The sequence below is a fragment of the Olsenella uli genome (assembly GCF_016900775.1).
GTDB classification, from domain to species: domain Bacteria; phylum Actinomycetota; class Coriobacteriia; order Coriobacteriales; family Atopobiaceae; genus Thermophilibacter; species Thermophilibacter uli_A.
In genome coordinates, this window is record NZ_JACJKN010000003.1 from 1 (window position 1) to 19,408 (window position 19,408).

Below are 19,408 nucleotides of genomic sequence, written 5' to 3' on the forward strand. Positions count from 1 at the left end.
GCGGCGCGCGGCGCCGGTGGCCACGAGGTGGTCGAGGTGCGCGATGCTCTCCGAGACGAGGAACCACCGCGTCAGGGCCGGCGTCTCCGCCCAGCGCTCGAACGGCGCGCGCCAGCCCATCGCCGGCACGAGCTCGAAGCCCGTCTGCCCCGCACGCTCGCGGATCGCCGCCAGGGCGCGGGCGCTGCGGCGCTCGTGGTGCGCGGCGTTGGCGCGGCACCGCGCGTCGAGCGGGCCCTCCTGGAGGCCGTGCCCCATGAGGGCCCGCTCGATCCCGAGCGCCGCCAGCCGCTCGAGCGTGGCGAGCTGCGCGCCGATGGGGTCCTCCCCCTCGCCCCAGAAGCCGATGCACGTGGAGCAGAGGAAGAGCACCGCGTCGCCGAGAAGCGCCGTCCGCGTGACGGGCTCCCACAGCACGCACTGCCCGACGGTGTGGCCGGGCGCCGGGACCACCTCGAACGACCAGCGGCCGCAGCGCACGCGCGCGCCGGGCCCCACCGTCTCAAACGGGACGCCCTCGCGCTCGAAGTTGACCACGTGGTCCCAGATCGCGTCCGCGAGCTCGGCCGCCTCGGCGTCGCCGACGCCCTCGGCCCGCATGCGCGCGACCATCCCGTCGCGCCAGGCGGGCACGGCGAAGCGCCGCATGTCCGCGAGCACGCCCTCGGGCACGAGCACGCGGGCGCCCGCCTCGGAGAGCTCGCGGGCGAGCCCCACGTGGTCGATGTGGGCGTGCGTGCAGAAGAGCGTCACGCGCGTGGGGTCGACCCCCAGGCCGAGGAGCGCCCGCATGAGGCGCGTGTCGTTCATCGGGTCCGGCGTGCCGGTGTCCACCACGAGCGCGTCCCCGCCGTCGAGCGTCACGAAGGCGTTCACCGAGGGCAGAAAGGTGTCGTGCATGAGGAGCTCCACGCGCCAGACCTCCGGCTCGTCGAGCACGCGGTGGCAGGTGAAGCCGTCCCCGTCGAGCGTGAAGCAGTTCGGCCCGCAGCCGCAGCCCCAGTCCTCGCCCGGCGCGGCCACCCCGGCGAGGCGCTGCTCCGGGGCGCCGCCGGCGCTAGCCAACGAGCACCTTCACGCAGATCTTCTTGAGCGGCGCGGGTGCCGTGCCCGCGGGGCAGCAGCCGGGCTTGTGCGCGTCGCACGGGGGCGTCACCACGATGTCGCCGGCGACGAGGACGGCGCTCGCCTCGCGCGCGCCGGGCATGAACAGGCCAAAGTCGTCCGCCTCGGAGAACTCCCCCACCGGCTCGCACTCCCCCACCGGCGCGACGCAGATGAGCTCGGTCCCGCTGACCACGTAGTGGATGTCGGCGTAGCGGCGGTGCGCCTCGTAGTTCTTCTCGCCCGCCGGGACGGTCACGAGCTCCTGGACGTTGGCGAAGACCTCGTCGCCGTCTATCTCGTGGCGCCCGGGCGCAAGCCCGGCGAGGTCCTCCCTGGCGAGGAACGCGAGCGCCTTGGCAAAGCGCCCCGCGGAGAGGTCGTTGTCGCGTGCGTGGTCGATCGACGAGAAGATCATGGTGTCTCCCTCCTTGCGCGGCCCCGCCGCGGGGCCCTGTTCTTCTCAGTATGAGGCATCCGCGACTGCCGCTTGGGTAGAATCGAGACGTCGCACACACGCGCCGCCGGGCGGCGCCGAGGAGAGGAATCCCATGGAACAGAGCGATCAGGAGCGGCTCCGTCAGGAGGTCGACGAGGTGCTGCACGGCCAGAGGCAGCCCCAGGCCCCGGAGTTCTTCAAGCAGAACGACTACTCGGACGTCCACCACGTGATCGGCGTGGTCTCGGGCAAGGGCGGCGTGGGCAAGTCGCTCGTCTGCGGCACGCTCGCCGTCGAGCTCGCGCGGCGCGGCGCCAAGGTCGGCATCCTGGACGCGGACGTCACCGGCCCCTCCATCCCCAAGATGCTCGGCCTCTCCGGCGCGCGGGCGCGCGGCGTGGACGAGCTCATCGTGCCCGTCCTCACCAAGGGCGGCATCAAGGTCATGAGCGCCAACCTCGTGCTCGAGCACGAGACCGACCCCGTCATCTGGCGCGGGCCCGTGGTGGCCGGCGCCATCAAGCAGTTCTGGGAGGACTGCGCCTGGGGCGAGCTCGACTACCTGCTCGTGGACATGCCCCCGGGGACGGGCGACGTGCCCCTCACCGTCTTCCAGTCGCTGCCGGTGGACGGCATCGTGATCGTGAGCTCGCCGCAGGACCTCGTCCAGATGGTCGTGGGCAAGGCCGTCAACATGGCCAACATGATGAAGGTCCCCGTGCTCGGCCTCGTGGAGAACATGGCCTACGTCGAGTGCCCGGGCTGCGGCGAGAAGATCTACCCCTTCGGCCCCTCGCGCCTCAAGGAGACCGCCGAGGCCTTCGAGATCGAGGCCCTGGGCCAGCTGCCCATCGACCCCAAGATCGCCGCCGCCTGCGACACCGGCACCTTCGAGGACGAGCTTCCCGCCGGCACGCTCTCCGAGGCCGTGGACACCGTGGTCAGCGCGGCAGAGTTCGTGGACGCCCTGCGCGACCGTCCCCAGGGCGCCTAGCTTGGCGCGCCAGGCGAGGAGGGCCCCGCGGTCGCGGGCGCGCGAGGAGGCGCTCGCGGCCGCGGCGGCCGTGCGCGTGGCCGACGCCTATGACGTTGCCGTGGTCGGCGGCGGCGCCTCCGGGCTCGCGGCCGCCATCGCGGCGGCGGAGTCGGGCGCCTCCGTCCTGGTGCTCGAGCGCGACGTCGCCTGCGGGCGCACGATCCTCGCCACCGGGAACGGCCGCTGCAACTTCATGAACGCGCGGCTCTGCGGCCCCGCGCCGGCATGGGGGCGCTACAACGACCCCGCCTTCGTCGAGGCGGCCTCGGGGCCGGGGTTCGGCGACGACGTGCTCGCGTTCTTCGAGGAGTGCGGCCTCGCCTGGGCCGAGGAGGGCGCGGGGCGCCTCTACCCGCTCTCGCGGCAGGCCGCCTCCGTGCGCGAGGTCCTTCTTTCCCGGGCGCGGCGGGCCGGCGCGGTCCTGGCGCCCGCCCGCGAGGTCGCCGACGTGTCGACGGACGGGGCTCGCTGCCGCATAACCTGCCAAAACGACCCCAAAATGGGTGGAAAATGTCAGGTTGTGTCCTCGTGCGCGGTGCTCTCCGTCGGCGGCGGCCCCGCACGCGCGCTCGATGCCCTCGGCCTCGAGCACGCGCCCCTCGAGCCCGTGCTCTGCTCGCTCGCCTGCGAGCCCGTCGGGGCGGGCGTCTCGCTCGCGGCGCTCGACGGCAGGCGCGCGCACGTGACCGCCCGCCTGCTGCGGGACGGCGCGGAGGTGGCGCACGAGGAGGGCGAGGCGCTCTTCCGGCCGTACGGGCTCTCGGGCATCGTGACCTTCGACCTCTCCCGCGCGGCGCGGCCGGGCGACGTCGTCTCGCTCGATCTCACGTGCGGCATGGATCCCGCCCGCGCCGAGCGCCTCGCGCGGGCGGCCGGGGGCTGCGCCGGGCTCGTCGACCCCGTCGTCGCCCGCGCGCTGGGAGACGACGCCGGGACGCTGCGCGACCTTCGCTTTGCCGTGCGCGGCCCGGCCGAGCCCGAGCGCGCGCAGGTGACGCGCGGCGGGCTTGCCACCTGGCAGTTTGACCCCGCCACGCTCGAGGCGCGCGGGCTGCCCGGGCTCTTCGCCTGCGGCGAGGCGCTCGACGTCGACGGCGCCTGCGGCGGCTACAACCTTGCCTGGGCGTGGAGGAGCGGCCTCGTGGCCGGGCGCGCCGCGGCGGCGCGCGCTGCCGGGCGCCAGGCGGCCGTACGCTGACGCGGTGGCCGCCCCCTCGCCCGGGCGTGACCGCCCCTGCGACGCGCCTCTCGCCCGGACGTGACCGCCCCTGCGCCGCATCCCTCTCCGATTGGGTGGCATGCTTGATATAAAACCCGGTCAATATCAGGAATGCCGCCCAATCGCGCCGGGAATCTGGCCATTTTATATTGCAAGACTTTAATTTTTGCCCTAGGGACGCGCCGTCCCTCCCAACGGCATCAAACATGCCACCCAATCGCCCGCAAAAGCGGCCCGGGGCGCCGTCCCCGGAGACGCGGCCGAGCGCCACCGCGGTCCCGGGAGGGCAGACATGTGTGACAATGTCCCCACAGGCAAGGGAAAGGACTCGCATGCTCGAGGTCTCCGGAATCCGCATACCGCTCTCTGCGCTCGACGGCACAGACGGCCGCGAGCTCGCCGCGTGCCGTCGCGCCCTCGCGCGCAGGCTCCGCGTGGAGGAGGGCGACCTCGGCCCCGTCGAGCGGCGCCGGCGCTCCATCGACGCCCGAAAGCGGGGGGACGTCCACCTCACGTTCACGCTGCGCGCCGGGCTCGCGGGCGGCGCAGGGGCGGAGCGCGCCCTGCTCGCCCGCCTCTCCAGAAAGCGTGCCGAGAAGAACGTGCGCCTCGTGGACGAGGCCCCCTACGGCTTTCCCTCCCCCGTCGCGCGCCCGGCGGCGCGGCCGGTGGTCGTAGGCGCCGGGTGCGCGGGGCTCTTCTGCGCGCTCTCGCTCGCCCGCGCGGGGCTCGAGCCGCTGCTCGTCGAGCGCGGCGACGACGCGGCACGTCGCACCGAGGCCGTGCGCCGCCACGACGAGACCGGCACGCTCGACCCCGAGAGCAACATCCAGTTCGGCGTCGGCGGCGCGGGCACCTTCTCCGACGGCAAGCTCAACACCGGCACCAGGAGCGCGGCGCACCGCCTCATCCTGGAGACGCTCGTCGCGGCCGGCGCCCAGCGGGAGATCCTCTGGGACGCCAAGCCCCACGTGGGAAGCGACGTCCTGCCCGCCGTGGTGACAGACATCGTGCGGCAGATCGAGGAGGCGGGCGGCGAGGTCCGCTGCCGCTGCCGCATGACGGACGTGGACGTCACCGAAGGCGAGGTCCGCTCGGTGACGCTTGCCTCTACGGGCCCGGACGGCGCGGTGCGCGAGGAGCTCGTGCCCGCGAGCTGCGTGGTGCTGGCCTGCGGGCACTCCGCGCGCGACGTCTTCGAGCTCCTGCGCGAGCGCGGCGTGCCCATGGAGCGCAAGACCTTCGCCATGGGCGTGCGCATCGAGCACCTCCAGGCGGACGTCGACCGCGCGCTCTACGGCGCCGCCGCGGGGCACCCCGCCCTCGGCGCCGCCCCCTACAAGCTCTCCTGCCACCTCCCCTCCGGGCGGAGCGCCTTCTCCTTCTGCATGTGCCCGGGCGGCTACGTGGTCTCCGCGGCGAGCGAGCCGGGCGGCGTCTGCACCAACGGCATGAGCCTCTCGGACCGCGCCGGCGAAAACGCCAACTCGGGGCTGCTCGCCAACGTCTTCCCGGAAGACCTCCCCGGCGACGACGTGCTCGCCGGCGTGGCGCTCCAGCGCGCCTGCGAGCGGGCGGCCTTCGCGGCAGGCGGCGGTGGCTTCGTGGCGCCCGCCCAGCTCGTGGGCGACTTCCTCGCCGGCACGCCGTCCACGGCGGGCGGGCGCATCGCGCCCACGTACCCGCGCGGCGTGGCATGGGGCGAGGTGGGCACGTGCCTGCCGGACTACGTCACGGAGACGCTGCGCGCGGCGATTCCCGTGCTCGGACGACGGCTTCGCGGCTTCGACGCGGCCGACGCCGTGCTCACGGGAGTGGAGACGCGCTCGAGCTCGCCGGTGCGCGTAACGCGCGGGGACGACGGGCAGAGCGTGGGCGTGCGCGGCCTCTGGCCCGTGGGCGAGGGCGCGGGCTACGCGGGCGGCATCATGAGCGCCGCCACCGACGGCATCCTCGCCGCCGAGAAGATCGTGGCGGGGTACTCCTCGCGATAGGCCCGCGCCGCCCCGAGGTTCTTCTCGCTGCTCGCTGCTGCGCAGAAGTCGCGCGAGAAGAACCTCGGGGCGGCGCGGGCCACGGCACAGAGTCTGGCGCCACGGTCTTCTCGAGACGGGCGCGTCCTTCGGCGGCGGCTGCCGCCGGGATTGGGAGGTTCGGGATGGACTCGATCGAAATTCGTCCTATGACGGAGGGGGACCTCGAGGCGAAGGCGCGGCTGCACGTTGCGTGCTGGGACGAGGCGTATGCGGGGATGCTGCCCGCCGCGTGGCTGCGGGAGAACATCACCTACGAGGGCATCCTCGCGCGTCAGCGTCGCATCGGCTGGGAGCGCATCCTGCTCGCCTGCGACGGCGACGGGCCCGCGGGGTTTGCGAGCTGGGAGCCCGAGGCGCGCGCCTGGGCGGGCCGCCCGGACGCCTCCGAAGTCTCGTCGATCTACCTGCTGCGGTCCCACCAGGGCCGGGGCATGGGGCGCGCACTCATGGAGGCCGCGCTCGCGCGCTGCCCGCATGCCGAGGTCGCCCTGCTCGTCCTCGAGGACAACGCGCGGGCCATCGGGTTCTACGAGCACATGGGCTTCTCGCTCACGGGGCGCACGTTCGTGGACGGCGTGCTCCGGGAGGCCGAGATGCTCCTCGCGCGATAGCGGGCCCTACGCCCCGCGCACGATCTCCAGCAGGCGGGCGAGCTCCTTCTCCTGGTTCATGCCCGTGAGGAAGGCCACGCCGCTCACCGTGGGGACGTCGTACTCGCGCTCCGGCTTGACCACGGGCACGAAGGCGTCGGCCCCCTCGAGGGCGGCGTCGGCGTGGGCGATGTCCACGGCCACGACCTCCGCCTCGGCGCCCTCGGCGTCAAGGAGCCGCCTGATCTTGGCCGCGACCATCTCGGAGGTCGCCACGCCCGAGCCACACGTCACCACAATCCTTGCCGCCATGTCAGACCTCCGTCTCCTCGGTCGCGTCCCCTCCCTCCATTTTACCCGCGAGCAGGCCCTCAAGGTCAGGGAAGCGCGGCAGCGAGAAGTCGGGCATCTGGGGCAGCTGGGGAGGCTCGAGGTCCGGCATGGCGGCGCGCAGCAGCAGCGCGAGCGCGCGCATGATGTGCTCCCGCCGCCCGGGCTCAAGGCCGCCCAGCTCGTGGAGCATGGCGGGGACCGAGCTCTGCCAGTTGCCCGCCAGCTCGGCGAAGGTGGCCTCCCCTCCCGCGGAGAGCACCGAGAAGAGCGTGTCGACAAATCCCGCGCGCTCCTCGCGCGTCATGCTGGAGATCCAGCCGTTGAGGGTCTCGTCCACGAAGCCCGCGCCGCGCCCGATCCCCTCGAGCCGCACGAAGTCCGACCCCTCGACGACCCACGAGAACGGGTCGTGCTGGGAGACGCCCGTAACCGAGGAGTCCACGACGGCGTAGTCCTCCTGCTGCTCGAAGAGCATCCCGATGAGCGAGGAGCGCGGCACCGTCTTGGAGACGAGCCCCGCGCGGGCGCGCCAGCCCTCCGAGGAGAGCGTCTCGGCGGTAAAGCCGGGGCCGTCGTGCGAGAAGACCCGGGCGAGCCGCGCGGCAACGGCGTCAGAGCAGGTGCAGGCGGCGTAGACCGCGAGGTTGCCGCCCTTGGAGTGGCCGCCCGCGAAGAGCGGGCCGGACACCGTCGGCGCGACGCGCTCGAGGTAGGCCGTCGCGGCGCGCTGCGAGGGCACGCCGGTCTCGAACGCCATGTTGAAGTCCTCGCGCCATCCCACGAGCGTGTTGTCGGTCCCCCGGAAGGAGACGTAGGCGCCACCCCCGGGCAGGCGCAGCGTGCAGGCGGAGAACTGCTTCTCGGCCGCCTCGTCGAAGTCCTCGACGTAGTGGCAGACGCGCAGCTCGCGCAGGCGCGGGCTCGCGGCGACGGCCCCGAGCAGGCGCGCGAGCCCCTCCGGGGACCAGAGCCCGCGCGTCATGGCGTCGAGCCAGTCCGCCCGGAAGAGGTCGAGGAGCGGCGCGCCCTCGGAAGTGCGCGCCCGCGCGGCCGCCTCGGGGACGCGCAGGTACGAGAGGCACGAGAGAACGAGGCTGTCCACGTCCCCGAGCGGGCGCTCGTCAAGCGTCTCGAACTCGCGGGCGAGATACCCGAAGACGTTCCCTTCGTCCGGCGAGAAGAACGGCGCCATCGAATCACTTCCTCATGTGCGAAGGGGGCAGGCGTGCGAAGGGGGCAGTCGCTTCTTGCGCGGGAGCGTGCAGAAGTGACTGCCCCCTTCGCGCGGCGTCACTTCTTGTGCGGGCGGTAGCGGCGGCGCGTGGCGTGCGCCGAGCCCTTGCGCGCCCCGGACTTCAGCCGGGCGATGACGGCATCCGCCGAGCTCCCCTCCACGCGCGTGCGGATGGCGACGATCTGGTCGCGGATGCGGGCGGCGGTCTCGAAGTCCATGGCCTCGGAGGCCACGGCCATCTCCTCCTCGAGCGCGTCGAGGACGTCTGTGACCTCGTGCTCGGAGAGCAGGGCGAGCTCGGCGGCTATGGAATCTGTCGCGGCGCCGTCGTCGGCCTGCTCCGCTGCGGGGGCGTCCGAGAGCGTCTCGAAGGCGCCGTGGCTGCCCGTGCCGTGGCGGTCGCGCGTCTTTCCCTCGAGCGTGGCCTCGGCCTCCGAGATGAAGGAGGAGACGTCGGTGATCGACTTCTTCACCGTGCGCGGCACGATGCCGTGCTCCTCGTTGAAGGCCTCCTGGATCTGGCGGCGGCGCTGGGTCTCGCCGATGGCCTCGCGCATGGAGTCCGTGATGGTGTCCGCGTACATGATGACCTCGCCCTGGGCGTTTCTCGCCGCGCGGCCCATGGTCTGGATGAGGGAGCGCCGGTTGCGCAGGAACCCCTCCTTGTCCGCGTCCAGGATCGCCACGAGCGAGACCTCGGGGATGTCGAGGCCCTCGCGCAGGAGGTTGATGCCCACGAGCACGTCGATCTTGCCCACGCGCAGGTCGCGGATGATCTCCACGCGGTCGAGCGTGGCGGTGTCCGAGTGCATGTAGTTCACGCGGACGCCCTCGTCGAGGAGGTGGTCGGTGAGGTCCTCTGCCATGCGCTTGGTGAGCGTGGTCACGAGCACGCGCTCCTTCTTTGCCACGCGCGCCTTGATCTCCGCGATGAGGTCGTCGATCTGCCCGCGCACGGGGCGGACGTCGATCTTGGGGTCGAGAAGGCCCGTGGGGCGGATGATCTGCTCGACCTCCTGCTGCGTCACGGACTCCTCGTAGTCTCCCGGCGTGGCGGAGACGTAGATGAACTGCGGGACGCGCTCCTCGAACTCGTCGAAGCGCAGCGGGCGGTTGTCGAGCGCGGAGGGCAGGCGGAATCCGTGGTCCACGAGCGTCACCTTGCGCGAGCGGTCGCCCTCGTGCATGCCGCGGATCTGGGGCACCGTGACGTGGGACTCGTCGATGATGCAGAGCATGTCCTTGGGGAAGTAGTCGATGAGCGTGTAGGGCGGCTCGCCGGGACGCCGGCCGTCCAGGTGACGCGAGTAGTTCTCGATGCCGTTGCAGTAGCCCATGGTCTCGAGCATCTCGAGGTCGTAGCCCGTGCGCTGGGCGAGGCGCTGGGCCTCGAGCAGCATGTCGTTGGCCTTGAGCTCGGCCACGCGCGCCTCGAGCTCGTCGTTTATGGTCTCGAGGGCGTGCGCGATCTTGGGTCGCTCGGTCACGTAGTGGGAGGCCGGCCAGATGGGGATGGCGTCGTACTCGCGGACGACCTCGCCGGAGAGGTTGTCCACCTCGGCGATGAGCTCCACCTCGTCGCCAAAGAACGAGATGCGCAGCGGGTTCTCCGCGTAGGGCGGGAACACGTCCACGGTGTCCCCGCGCACGCGGAAGGTGCCGCGGGAGAGGTCGTAGTCGTTGCGGTCGTACTGGATGTCGATGAGGGCGCGGATGAGGTCGTCGCGCTCGAGCGGCTCGTCCTTGCTCACGTTGGGGGCGAGCCCCGCGTAGTCCTGGGGGCTGCCGATGCCGTAGATGCAGCTCACGGACGCCACCACGATGACGTCGCGCCGGGAGAGCAGGCTCGAGGTGGCCTGGTGGCGGAGCTTCTCCACCTCCTCGTTGATCGAGGCGTCCTTCTCTATGTAGGTATCCGTCTGCGGGACGTAGGCCTCGGGCTGGTAGTAGTCATAGTACGAGACGAAGTACACGACGGCGTTGTTGGGGAAGAGCTCCTTCATCTCGCTCGCCACCTGGGCGGCGAGGGTCTTGTTGGGCTCCATGATGAGCGTGGGGCGGTTGAGCCGCTCGATGGTCTTGGCCATGGTGAAGGTCTTGCCCGAGCCCGTGACGCCCATGAGCGTCTGGTAGCGCAGGCCCCGCTCCACGCCGTCGGCGAGCTTCTCTATGGCCTGCGGCTGGTCGCCCGCCGGCTCGAAGGGCGAGACCACGGTGAGCGCCTCCCCGCCGGACTCCCTGCCAAACCTCACGAGCTCCCCGCCGAAGCGCTCGGAACCATCCTGCGTCATGCGACCCCCTCTCCAGCCGACCTTCAGACAGTGTACCCCAGAACTCCTTCTCCAAACACTTGTTCCTGTTTTCTTTTTGGGGTAGAGTTCTCGAATCCCGCGGCGGGGCTCCGCGCGGGAACGGGATACGATGGAACGGAAGAGCCGCGAGAGGAGGGCGCATGCCACAGGACGGGCAGAGGGACGATACGAGGGGACGGGGCGTGAGGCGGGCCCTCGCCATAACGCTCGTCGCCGTTGCCGCGGTGGCGCTCTGCCTGCTCGTGGCGAGGGGCAACCCCAACGGGACGCGCATGGTCGCCCGCCTGGGCGCAGGCGCACTCTGGATCGCAGTCCTCGCCGCGTACCTGGCAATCGTGCGCCGCAGGCGCCGCGCCGGGAGCGACCTCGAGGCGGCTCCGCCCTCCCCCGTCCCCAGCGCCACGCAGGACGCCGGGGACGCCGAGAAGGACGGGCCCAGCCAGCAGCCGGAGACGGCGAGGGCCGAGCTCGACGGCATGCTCCTCCATGCGGACGACGCGCTGGCGGCGCTGCGCGACCTCGTGGCCCACGGCCGCGGCCGGGCGGGCTCCGAGCTCCTGCCCCAGCTCCTCGAGAGCGCGGGCCTCATGTCCTGGGAGGACGCCCCGAGCGTGGGCGCGAACAAGCTCCGGCGCAACGGGCGCTGGTGGCTCACCCCGCGCGGGGACGAGCTCTCCGAGGGGGACCTCGACCGCCTGCTCGCCGTCGAGGCCGCGCTCAACGTGAACGAGGACCTCGAGCGCGGCAGCTGGCCCGAGCGCATGACGCCCGAGTGGCGCGTCTCGAAGGTGCTCGCGCGCGTGGCGGACCTGCGGCCCGTCCAACACGACGAGAGTCCGGTCATGGCGTTTCTCTCCGAGGGGGAGGCGCGCGGGGGCGAGTGGGCGTGCCGGCTCTCCCTCGCGGACCGGCTGGAGAACCTGCCTGCCCCCTTCCGCGTGGGCGCCAGCTTCCAGTGCAACGTCGCGCGGGGGCTCGTCGTGGCGGAGCTCGCCGTGCCAAGGCCCGCGTGCTTCTCGCCCTTCGCGGGCGATAAGGGGCGGAGGGCGGCGCTGGCCCGCGCCTATGCGCTCAGGAGCGCCGTCCTCGTAGGGCGGATGGCGCTCGCCTCGATGCCCGAGGGCGCGCGGGCCGTCGTCAACTGCCACGAGTTCGGCGGGGAGGCGACGCTCCTCTCGCTCGAGCTGACGAAGGATGCGCTCGACGTGCTCTCGGCCCTCGCGCGGGACGCGCGCGCCGCCGAGGGCGACCTCGCGGACATCCCGGGACTCCGCGCGCGGCCGGGGGACTCCGGGTGGCTCTCCCCCGTGGAGCCCCACCTGCGCCCCGGCGACGAGGAGGTGTTCCCGCGCGAGCGCTACCGCGAGGTCGAGCTCGACGACTCCCCCGCGCCCGGCCCCGTCGCGCGCGCCTGCGGCGCCGCGCGCGTGAGCGACCTCGGCATCATGGAGAAGGCCGGCCGCGCGAGCGCGTGGAACCAGGTGGTCCGCGAGCTCGGCGACACCACGGCGACGGCGGTCTCGCGCCTCGTCGCCCTACGCGAGGCGACCGACGACGTCACCGTGGCCGAGGCGTGCGAGCGCGCGGCGAAGGCGCTCGTCGACGGCACGATGGACGTGGCCGACCGCCGCGGGCTCGCCCTGCTCTTCGTGGACGGGGGCTCGCTCGCGGAGGCGTCTCGCCGGGCGCGCCAGGCCGTCAACGCCGACGAGCCGACGCACGAGGAGCTCGTCTCCGCGCTCGACGCGCTCGAGGGGGCCCTCTCCCCCATCACCGAGATGGGGGTCTACCTGGACGACGGGGACTCGGTCTATCGCTACTTCAACTCCGTCGCCGAGCGCGTCCGCTACAACCGGACGGCAGACGACGGGGGACGCAGGGTCCGCCTCGTCCCGGACGAGTACTACGCCGCCCACGCGGAGGCCGCGCGCATCCTCAACGCGCTCGGCCGCCACGACGAGGCGCTCGCCCACGCGGAGGAGCTCATGCGCGTCGCCCCCGCGACGCCGGACGCCGCGCTCTGCAAGGTGCGCTGTCTCGAGGGGCAGGCGCGTATCTTCGAGGCGGCCGACCTCCTGAGCGACGCGGTCTGCTACTCCGCCACGGCGCGCGACATGTCAATCTGCTTCTACCGGCTCGCGTTCATGGAGTGGAAGCTCGGGCGGGGCGACCTCTCCGTGGCCTGCTACCAGCGCGCGATCGACCTGCACGGCGAAATCGCCGGCCAGGCGCGCCAGGAGCTGAGAGACCTCCTTGAGGCGGAGTCGCCCGCGCTCGCCCCGCTCGAGGACTCGCAGGTCATCCCCACGCTCGAGGAGGGAGGCCTTCCCGCCGGACCGGTCGGGGCCCTGCGCGAGGAGCTGCGCGACGCCGTGGCGGCCTGCACGGACGCGGGAATCTTCTCCGTGGCGCGGCCGCTCGCGGGGGCGCTTCTCGAGGTCTGCCGGGACGACGCGCTCGTCAACGTGCATCAGTCGCTCATGCGGCCCTAGCAGGCCCTCCCCGGGGCCCGCGCCAGGCCGCCGCGTCCTCGCCCGCCCGGCGACAGCCTATCCCGCGATGCCCTCCGGGTAGCTCTCCCGATACCCCTCGTAGGCGCTCATGACGCGCTCGACATAGGCGCGCGTCTCCGCGTACTCGATGTCCTCCGGTATGCTCCCGCCGTTCGCGAGCCAGCCCTGGACGGCGCCGAGGCCCGCGTTGTACGCCGCGACGATCTCCTCGGTGGTCGAGAGGTTCTCGTGCAGATAGGCGAGGTACGCGCAGCCGTACTCGATGTTCACGATCGGGTCCGAGAGGTCTGCCGGGTCGTACTTGCTCGCGTCGACGAGCCCCATCTCCGCGAGATGGGCCGCCGTGTCCGGCATGACCTGCATGAGCCCCACGGCCCCCGCATGCGACACCACGTCCTCGTCCCAGTCCGACTCGCACTTGATGACCGCGCAGACGAGCGCCGGGTCGAGGCCGTAGTCCTCGGCCGCGACCTTCACCGCCTCGGGATAGTGCGTCCCCAGGAAGAGGCGGCGCAGCGGCGAGGTGGGGACGGCCGCCATCACGAGCAGCGCCGCCACCGCGACGCCGAGCACCACGAGCAGGGCAGCGCGACGCGAGACTCCGCCGGACGCCCGCGGGGTGCGCCGAGCACGCGGGGTCGCCTTCCTCCGTGCGGGCCCGGCCGACCGCCGCGCCGCAGACCCCGCGGCGGAGGGGGCGTGAGTCTTCGGGGCGCGGCCGGTCTTCCCTCTCGGCGTCGGCCTAGGCCCGCGCCTCATGCCCGGACCCCTTGGCGACGGGCGCCCAGCCGGCCTCCTCGCGCGCCTTCCACCAGTCGTGGACCTCCTGGGCCATCACGTCCGCCGTGCGGATGTTGTTGAAGACGTGCGAGCTGTGGGCGCGCAGGTACGCCTCGCTCGGCTGCTGGTCGCGCCGGCGCTCGAAGTCGCCGCGGTCCATGCCGCGCTGGATGGCGCGGACGCGCCGGGCGTTGAGCGGGCAGACCACGCACACGATCTCGTCGGCCAGGTCGAAGGACCCGCGCATGCGGTCGAGGAGCGGGACCTCAACCACCGCGACGCGCTCCGCGGGCGCAGGCTCGCCGTTCTTCTCGGCCTCGGCGCGGGCCGCGTCCTCCTCCGCGCGGAGCTCCGCGATGCGGGCGCGCAGCAGCTCGTCGATGAGCGGCAGCTCGATCTCCTCGAGCGTGACCGAGCGCTCCATCGTCACGAAGGCGCGCGCCGCGAGCAGGCGGCGGTTCACGGTGCCGTCCGGGCGCACGACGTCGTCGCCGAACTCGCGGCAGATGTCCGGCAGGATGCGCGACCCAGGCGCGAGCGCCTCCCTCGAGAGGTCGTCGAGGTCGATGAGCGTGGCCCCGCACTCGCGCATGGTGCGGGCTATGGTCGACTTGCCCGAGGCGATGCCCCCGGCCAGATAGATGACGTGCATGCGTCCCCCTCCGTCGTCAATTGATCGAGGGATATCTTCGCATGCCCACGCTCCCGCACGGGCCCACGCCGAGAAAAACCCGCCCATCTCCAGAGGGCGCCGGGAGGCCTGACAACACCTGACAAGGGTGACAGGGTCGTTTGTCATGAAAAACATGACAAACGACCCTGTCACCCTTGTCAGGTTGCCGGGCCTCTCCTGGCAAACGTCCCCGCCAGTGCGATGACGACCCCGCACACGATTCCCAGGACGGCGGGGAGCACGAACGCGCCCGCGAGCCCCAGCGCGAGGGCGGCCGCCATGAGCGCCGCGCCGAGGGCAACGAGCGCCAGGCCGACGTTGCGGTGCCGCCCGGCCACCACAAGCAGCTCGTCCTTCTCGCCCCGCTCCCAGAGCAGGTGCGAGCGCACCATGACCTGGCACACCTCCAGGGCGCAGCACAGCGTCATGACCACGGCGAGACGGAGGGGCCGAAGGACCTCGCCCGAGACGAGCTCGCCTCCCCACATGATTCCCGAGGCCTCGGGCGCGAGGGCACTCAGGACGAACACGGCCGCCTCGCACGCGAGATACACCACCGTCAGGACGAGAAGGACGATGCTGGCGACCGCCCAGCGCTGCGTCGTCGAGAAACGTACCTCGTAGTGCTTGCCCGACGCCTCCTCCATGGCAGACGAGAACAGCATGGCATCCTCCCTTACCGAACATCGCCCCTGAAGTTACTGCTTTTATGCCCAATCAGGCCGGCCCGATCGGGGGGCGGCCCGCATGGAGCCGAGCGGCCCGTTTTTCCCGGCAGGCGGGACCGCACCGCCTCATCGGCGCACGGCGCCGCCCGCCACGTGCCACAGCTCCGCCCGCGGGAACCACGCGAGCTCGCGCTCGTCGTGCGTGACCCAGAAGACGGTGCGGCCCGGAAGCTCCGGCAGCAGAAACGCCATCACGCGCGCAACCGTCGCGTCATCCATGCCCTTGAGCGGCTCGTCAAAGAAGAGCGCGTCGGCGTCGGCGAGCGCGCAGCGCAGGATGGCCACGCGGCGGCGCTGCCCGCCGGAGAGCTCGCGCACGGGGCGCGCGTCCGCGGGCAGGCCCACCGCCGCGAGCGCCGCGCGCTCCCGGGCGAGAAACGCCTCAAGCTCGGCTCCGCGCATCCTGCCGTGCGGCGCGCGGATGTTCGCCGTGGCCGTGAGGCTGTCCAGCAGCCGGTCCTCCTGGAACGTGGCGGCAAGGCGCGCGCCCTCCGGTCGCTCCACGATGCCCGCGTCCGGCTCCTCGAGCCCCATCAGGAGGCGCAGGAGCGTGGTCTTGCCCGCCCCCGAGGGCCCCATGAGCACGTGCGCGCGACCGGGCGCGAACTCCGCCGTGACGCCCGAGAGGACGCCCCGCCCGCCATACGCCTTGGTGACGTCCCTGAGCGCGAACCCCGCCGTCATGGCCTCGCCTCCCAGCGCGCCTGCGCCGCGGCCATCCCACGCGCGACGGCCCACTCCACGAGCGAAGAGAGCGCCACGATGGCGACGGTCCACGCGAAGAGGCTCGGCGTGTCGAGATAGACCTTGGCGTCGTAGAGGTGCTCGCCGATGGTGAAGTCCGGAAGGCCGATGACCTCGGCCGCGATGCCCGCCTTCCACGAGAGCCCAAGCCCGAGCGAGATGGCGGCGCGCACGTACGGCAGCACCTGCGAGGCGTAGACGAGCCGCACGCGCTCCCAGCCGCGAATGCCAAAGACCTCCGCCATCTCGACGAGGGCGGGGTCGGCCTGCTCGATGCCCTCGAGCACGTTGGTGTAGACCACCGGCAGCGCCATGAGGAAGGAGATCACGATGGAGAGCTCGCGCGAGGAGACCCACAGCAGCACGAGGATGACGAAGGACGCCACCGGCACCGCCTTCACGGCGCCCATCACGGGGGCAACGAGCTCGCGCACCGCGCGCCAGCGGCTCGCGAGCGCGGCGAGCGCCACGCCGAGGGCGAGCGCCGCCCCAAAGCCGAGGGCGATCCGCCCGAAGGAGAGCGCCACCGACGCCCAGAACTCCCCCGTCGCCACGAGCTCGGCGAGGCGCGCGAGCACCTGCGAGGGGCCCACGAGGATGATCTTGAGGTCGATGGCGCGCGCCGCAAGCTCCCAGGCCACGAGCCAGAAGGCCACGGCGGCGAGGCGGGCGGCCCACGCGCGGGCCCGCCCGCCCCTCCGGGGCCCGAGGTTCTTCTCGCCCCGCATCAGGCGCTACGCGCCGTAGTAGAAGTCGTCGCCGGGGACGGCGCCGCCCACTGCCTCGGGGTTCTGGTCCGCGAGGACCTGGAGGTAGCCGGAGAGCCGCTCCTTCATGTCCTCCCCCGTGATGCAGACGATGTTGCACTCCGGGATGGCCTTCTTGGCCACCTGCGCGGGCACGATGTCATAGGAGCCCACGAGCTCGGCCGCCTCGTCCACGTTGTCGTTCACGAAGTCGACCGACTCCGCGTAGTGCGCGAGGAAGGCGTCCACGGCCGCGGCGTTGGCGTCCGCGAACTCAGAGCGCACGATGGCCACGCCCGTGACCATGGAGCTCCGCTCGTCGCCGGTCTGGACGCGGTCCCACTCCTCGGTGAGGTCGAGCGCCACGCGGATCTGGTCGTTCTGGGCCTGCGCGGTGGTGACGAAGGGCTGCGGCAGCAGCGCCACCGCGTCTCCCGAGGAGGCGACGAGCGCGGCCACGCACTCGGCGTGCTCGCTCTTCCACTCGATGGTCACGTCCTCGCCCACGGTAAGGCCGTTCTTCTCGAGCACGTACTGGAGGCCGTACTCGGTCGTGGAGCCCTTGCCCGAGGAGAGGATCGTCTTGCCGCGCAGGTCCTCCACACTGTGGACGGTGTCGCCGAGCTCGCAGATGTAGAGCACGCCGAGGGTGTTGATGGCGATAGCGCGCACGCCGCCGTCGTTCTTGTTGTAGAGCGTGGCCGCGAGGTTCGCGGGCACGGCGGCGATGTCCACCTCGCCCTTGGCGATGAGCGGCGTGACCTCGTCCGGCGAGGCCATGATCTGGAACGTGTAGTCGTTGTCCGCGGCGTTGCCCGCCTCGGCCTCGCTCATGAAGCGCACAAGGCCCATGGCCGTGGGGCCCTTGAGGGCCACGGCGCGCACCGCGACGGGCTCGGCGGGCTCCTCCTGCGGCTCCTCCTCGGCCGCGGGCTCGCTTTCCGCCGGGGCCTCGCCGCCGCACGCGGCCAGGGCAAGCGTCATCGCACCCGCGCCCGCGACCTGCAGAAACGTCCTTCTGTTAAGCATGAGAGAACCTCCCCTTCCATGGTTGCACCAAGCAACGATAGCACGGGGAGGCTCCGCGGGCACGGCCCTTTGGGCAAGCGGCGAGAAGGTCGGCGCTACGATTTGACCTCGAACTTGGTCCCGCACCGGGGGCAGGTGACGCGGAGCTTGCCCTTCCCGCGCGGCACGCGGACCCTCTGCTTGCAGGAGCCGCAGCGCGCGTGCTTGTACCTCCTGAGCTCCGTCCAGGCGGCGCGGGGGTTCTGGACCCAGGGGCGAGCGGGCCCGAGGGCGTTGAGGAACGCCTCGTTCTCGCGCGCGCGGCTGCCGAGGTTCTTGGACTGGATGCGGAACATCGCGTAGACGACGAGCGCGAGCGCCACCCAGCCGAGCCACGACGTGCGCGCGAAGAGGTTCACGATCACCACCACGATCGCCAGGTTCACGCAGAACGTGGCAAGGTCGTCCGGCCCCTGCCGGCCCCTCAGCCAGTCCGCGAGCCTGCGCTGCCAGTCACCTGCTGCCATCTCTCCCCCTTGGTCGCATATCAACCCTTTGCTGATACCCATTCTTGGGCGTCTCTACACATGGCGGCGGGCGGCACGCCCCTTCCGGGTACGTACACACCCCCTCCGGGTACGTACACACCCCTTCCGGGTACGTACGCCCGCACCACGCCCAGGTTCTTATCGGCACAAGAAAACCCCAGGTCAGAGGCCTGGGGCTCCCATATCAACAGGTGAAGTTCGTACGTACCCGGGGGCGGAGTGTACGTACCCGGAGAGGGCCCCGCCCCAGGGCCCGGCGAGAAGGACCTAGCGGCCCTCGCCCATCACGTAGGCGCGCGCCAGGCGCTCGGTCTCCACGAGGGCGTCCACGTGGCAGCGCTCGCGGCCGTGGGTGTTGAGGCACGCCATGCCGAAAGCGCCGCTGCGCAGGTCGTTGCTGTGGGTGTAGGCGCCGTTGGCGTCCGTGGAGTAGTGGAAGCAGACCTGCGTGGACCAGCGGCCCTCGGTGCAGGCCGCGCCGGCGCAGGCGATCAGCGTGTTGGTGAGGTCCCAGTCGTAGGGGCCCTTGGCGTCGGAGCAGATGACGGCCACGGAGTGCTCGTCGGCGAGCGCGTAGTCGGGGCCGATGAGCGTGATATCCACGGCCACGTACTCGGAGACCTCGGCCGGCACCCAGGACGCGCCGTGGCCGATCTCCTCGTAGATGGGGAAGGCGAAGAGCGTGTCGTACGCGGGCTGCTCGCCAGTCTCCTTGAGCCATCGCAGGACGTCGAGAAGGACGGCGACGCTGCCCTTGTCGTCGATGTGGCGGCTCACGATGTAGCCGTTGTCGAAGGCCTCGAAGTGCGGGTCAATGCCGATCATGGCGCCCTCGGTCACACCGAGCGCGCGGGCATCCTCCGGGCTCTTGACGTCGGCGATGAGGCTCACGGACATGGTGTCCTCGGTGCGCGCGTCGGTCTTGGCCTCGGCCCACACGTGGACGGAGTGGTGGTTGCAGATGACCTGGCCGGCCACCGTGCGGCCGTCGCGGCAGTGGACGAGGCAGGTCTCGCCCTCGATGCTCGCGTAGTTGATGCCGCCGAGCTGGCGGACGCGCAGGGTGCCGTCATCGTTGAAGCCGCGCACCACGAGGCCGATGGTGTCGAGGTGGGCGCCCAGGCACACGGTCTTCTCGGCGCTCTTGCCGGGCACGCGCACGTAGGCCGTGGCCTTGTTGTCGACGGTCATCTCGTAGCCCATCTCGGCGAGGGTCTCGCGCAGCCAGGCGTGGACCTCGGGGTAGTAGCCCACGGGGCTCTCCACCTCGACGCACTCGTGGAGGGTGTCGATCAGGTACTGGGGGTCGATCTGGTAGCTCAAGGGTCCTCCTTCGTCGTGGCGGGCACGCGCCCGCCAGGTTCT

At 71.9% G+C, this 19,408-nt stretch carries 18 protein-coding genes; 5 read left to right on the forward strand and 13 right to left on the reverse strand.

What is annotated here, in order from left to right:
* Positions 1–1,065, reverse strand: a 1,065-nt coding sequence (locus H6A23_RS02725) for an MBL fold metallo-hydrolase (protein ID WP_204830670.1), incomplete at its 3' end; no start/stop codon positions are given.
* Entirely contained in the window at positions 1,058–1,522 is a 465-nt protein-coding gene (locus tag H6A23_RS02730; protein ID WP_204830671.1) for a YhcH/YjgK/YiaL family protein, read from the reverse strand. The genes H6A23_RS02730 and H6A23_RS02725, both read right to left, overlap by 8 nt.
* 133 nt (positions 1,523–1,655) lie before the next feature.
* On the opposite strand from H6A23_RS02730, the gene H6A23_RS02735 reads away from it, so the two are divergent.
* From H6A23_RS02735 to H6A23_RS02750, 4 genes are all read left to right on the forward strand, one after another.
* Complete coding sequence (locus H6A23_RS02735) at positions 1,656–2,537, forward strand: Mrp/NBP35 family ATP-binding protein (RefSeq protein WP_204830672.1); 882 nt, start codon at positions 1,656–1,658, stop codon at positions 2,535–2,537.
* Between the two features lies 1 nt (position 2,538).
* Positions 2,539–3,777, forward strand: a complete 1,239-nt coding sequence (locus H6A23_RS02740) for an NAD(P)/FAD-dependent oxidoreductase (protein ID WP_204830673.1) — start codon at positions 2,539–2,541, stop codon at positions 3,775–3,777.
* A gap of 353 nt (positions 3,778–4,130) precedes the next feature.
* The gene (locus H6A23_RS02745; protein WP_204830674.1) at positions 4,131–5,792 is read left to right on the forward strand and encodes an NAD(P)/FAD-dependent oxidoreductase; all 1,662 of its coding nucleotides are present in this window, start codon (positions 4,131–4,133) and stop codon (positions 5,790–5,792) included.
* 164 nt (positions 5,793–5,956) lie between these two features.
* Positions 5,957–6,445: a GNAT family N-acetyltransferase gene (locus H6A23_RS02750; RefSeq protein WP_204830675.1), complete on the forward strand. Its 489-nt coding sequence runs from the start codon at positions 5,957–5,959 to the stop codon at positions 6,443–6,445.
* Between the two features lie 6 nt (positions 6,446–6,451).
* Here the strand turns inward: H6A23_RS02750 and H6A23_RS02755 are convergent, their stop codons facing one another.
* The 3 genes from H6A23_RS02755 to uvrB all read right to left on the reverse strand — a co-directional run bounded on the left by H6A23_RS02755 (position 6,452) and on the right by uvrB (position 10,282).
* Positions 6,452–6,736 carry a PTS sugar transporter subunit IIB gene (locus tag H6A23_RS02755; protein ID WP_204830676.1) on the reverse strand — a complete coding sequence of 95 codons (285 nt, stop codon included), beginning with the start codon at positions 6,734–6,736 and terminating at the stop codon, positions 6,452–6,454.
* Position 6,737: 1 nt separating this feature from the next.
* Entirely contained in the window at positions 6,738–7,949 is a 1,212-nt protein-coding gene (locus H6A23_RS02760; protein ID WP_204830677.1) for an Mbeg1-like protein, read from the reverse strand.
* 98 nt (positions 7,950–8,047) lie between these two features.
* A complete protein-coding gene (uvrB, locus tag H6A23_RS02765; protein ID WP_204830678.1) occupies positions 8,048–10,282 on the reverse strand; it encodes an excinuclease ABC subunit UvrB in 2,235 nt (744 codons plus the stop codon).
* A gap of 161 nt (positions 10,283–10,443) precedes the next feature.
* Here uvrB and H6A23_RS02770 point away from each other — a divergent pair, with 161 nt between their 5' ends.
* Positions 10,444–12,795, forward strand: coding sequence for a hypothetical protein (locus H6A23_RS02770; RefSeq protein WP_204830679.1), 2,352 nt, complete (start codon positions 10,444–10,446; stop codon positions 12,793–12,795).
* A 57-nt stretch (positions 12,796–12,852) separates the two neighbouring features.
* Here the strand turns inward: H6A23_RS02770 and H6A23_RS02775 are convergent, their stop codons facing one another.
* The 8 genes from H6A23_RS02775 to H6A23_RS02810 all read right to left on the reverse strand — a co-directional run bounded on the left by H6A23_RS02775 (position 12,853) and on the right by H6A23_RS02810 (position 19,366).
* On the reverse strand, positions 12,853–13,374 hold the full coding sequence (locus H6A23_RS02775) for a lytic transglycosylase domain-containing protein (RefSeq protein ID WP_204830680.1): 522 nt from the start codon (positions 13,372–13,374) through the stop codon (positions 12,853–12,855).
* Between the two features lie 184 nt (positions 13,375–13,558).
* Complete coding sequence (gene coaE / locus H6A23_RS02780; protein WP_204830681.1) at positions 13,559–14,248, reverse strand: dephospho-CoA kinase; 690 nt, start codon at positions 14,246–14,248, stop codon at positions 13,559–13,561.
* Between the two features lie 179 nt (positions 14,249–14,427).
* Positions 14,428–14,934 carry a hypothetical protein gene (locus tag H6A23_RS02785; RefSeq protein ID WP_204830682.1) on the reverse strand — a complete coding sequence of 169 codons (507 nt, stop codon included), beginning with the start codon at positions 14,932–14,934 and terminating at the stop codon, positions 14,428–14,430.
* A gap of 129 nt (positions 14,935–15,063) precedes the next feature.
* The gene (locus tag H6A23_RS02790; protein ID WP_204830683.1) at positions 15,064–15,681 is read right to left on the reverse strand and encodes an ATP-binding cassette domain-containing protein; all 618 of its coding nucleotides are present in this window, start codon (positions 15,679–15,681) and stop codon (positions 15,064–15,066) included.
* Positions 15,678–16,469 carry an ABC transporter permease gene (locus tag H6A23_RS02795; protein ID WP_204830684.1) on the reverse strand — a complete coding sequence of 264 codons (792 nt, stop codon included), beginning with the start codon at positions 16,467–16,469 and terminating at the stop codon, positions 15,678–15,680. Before H6A23_RS02795 ends, H6A23_RS02790 begins: the two co-directional genes overlap by 4 nt.
* Before the next feature lie 6 nt (positions 16,470–16,475).
* On the reverse strand, positions 16,476–17,516 hold the full coding sequence (locus H6A23_RS02800; RefSeq protein ID WP_204830685.1) for an MqnA/MqnD/SBP family protein: 1,041 nt from the start codon (positions 17,514–17,516) through the stop codon (positions 16,476–16,478).
* 95 nt (positions 17,517–17,611) lie between these two features.
* Positions 17,612–18,022 carry a hypothetical protein gene (locus H6A23_RS02805; RefSeq protein WP_204830686.1) on the reverse strand — a complete coding sequence of 137 codons (411 nt, stop codon included), beginning with the start codon at positions 18,020–18,022 and terminating at the stop codon, positions 17,612–17,614.
* A 288-nt stretch (positions 18,023–18,310) separates the two neighbouring features.
* Complete coding sequence (locus H6A23_RS02810) at positions 18,311–19,366, reverse strand: M20/M25/M40 family metallo-hydrolase (RefSeq protein ID WP_204830687.1); 1,056 nt, start codon at positions 19,364–19,366, stop codon at positions 18,311–18,313.
* Between the last annotated feature and the right edge of the window lie 42 nt (positions 19,367–19,408).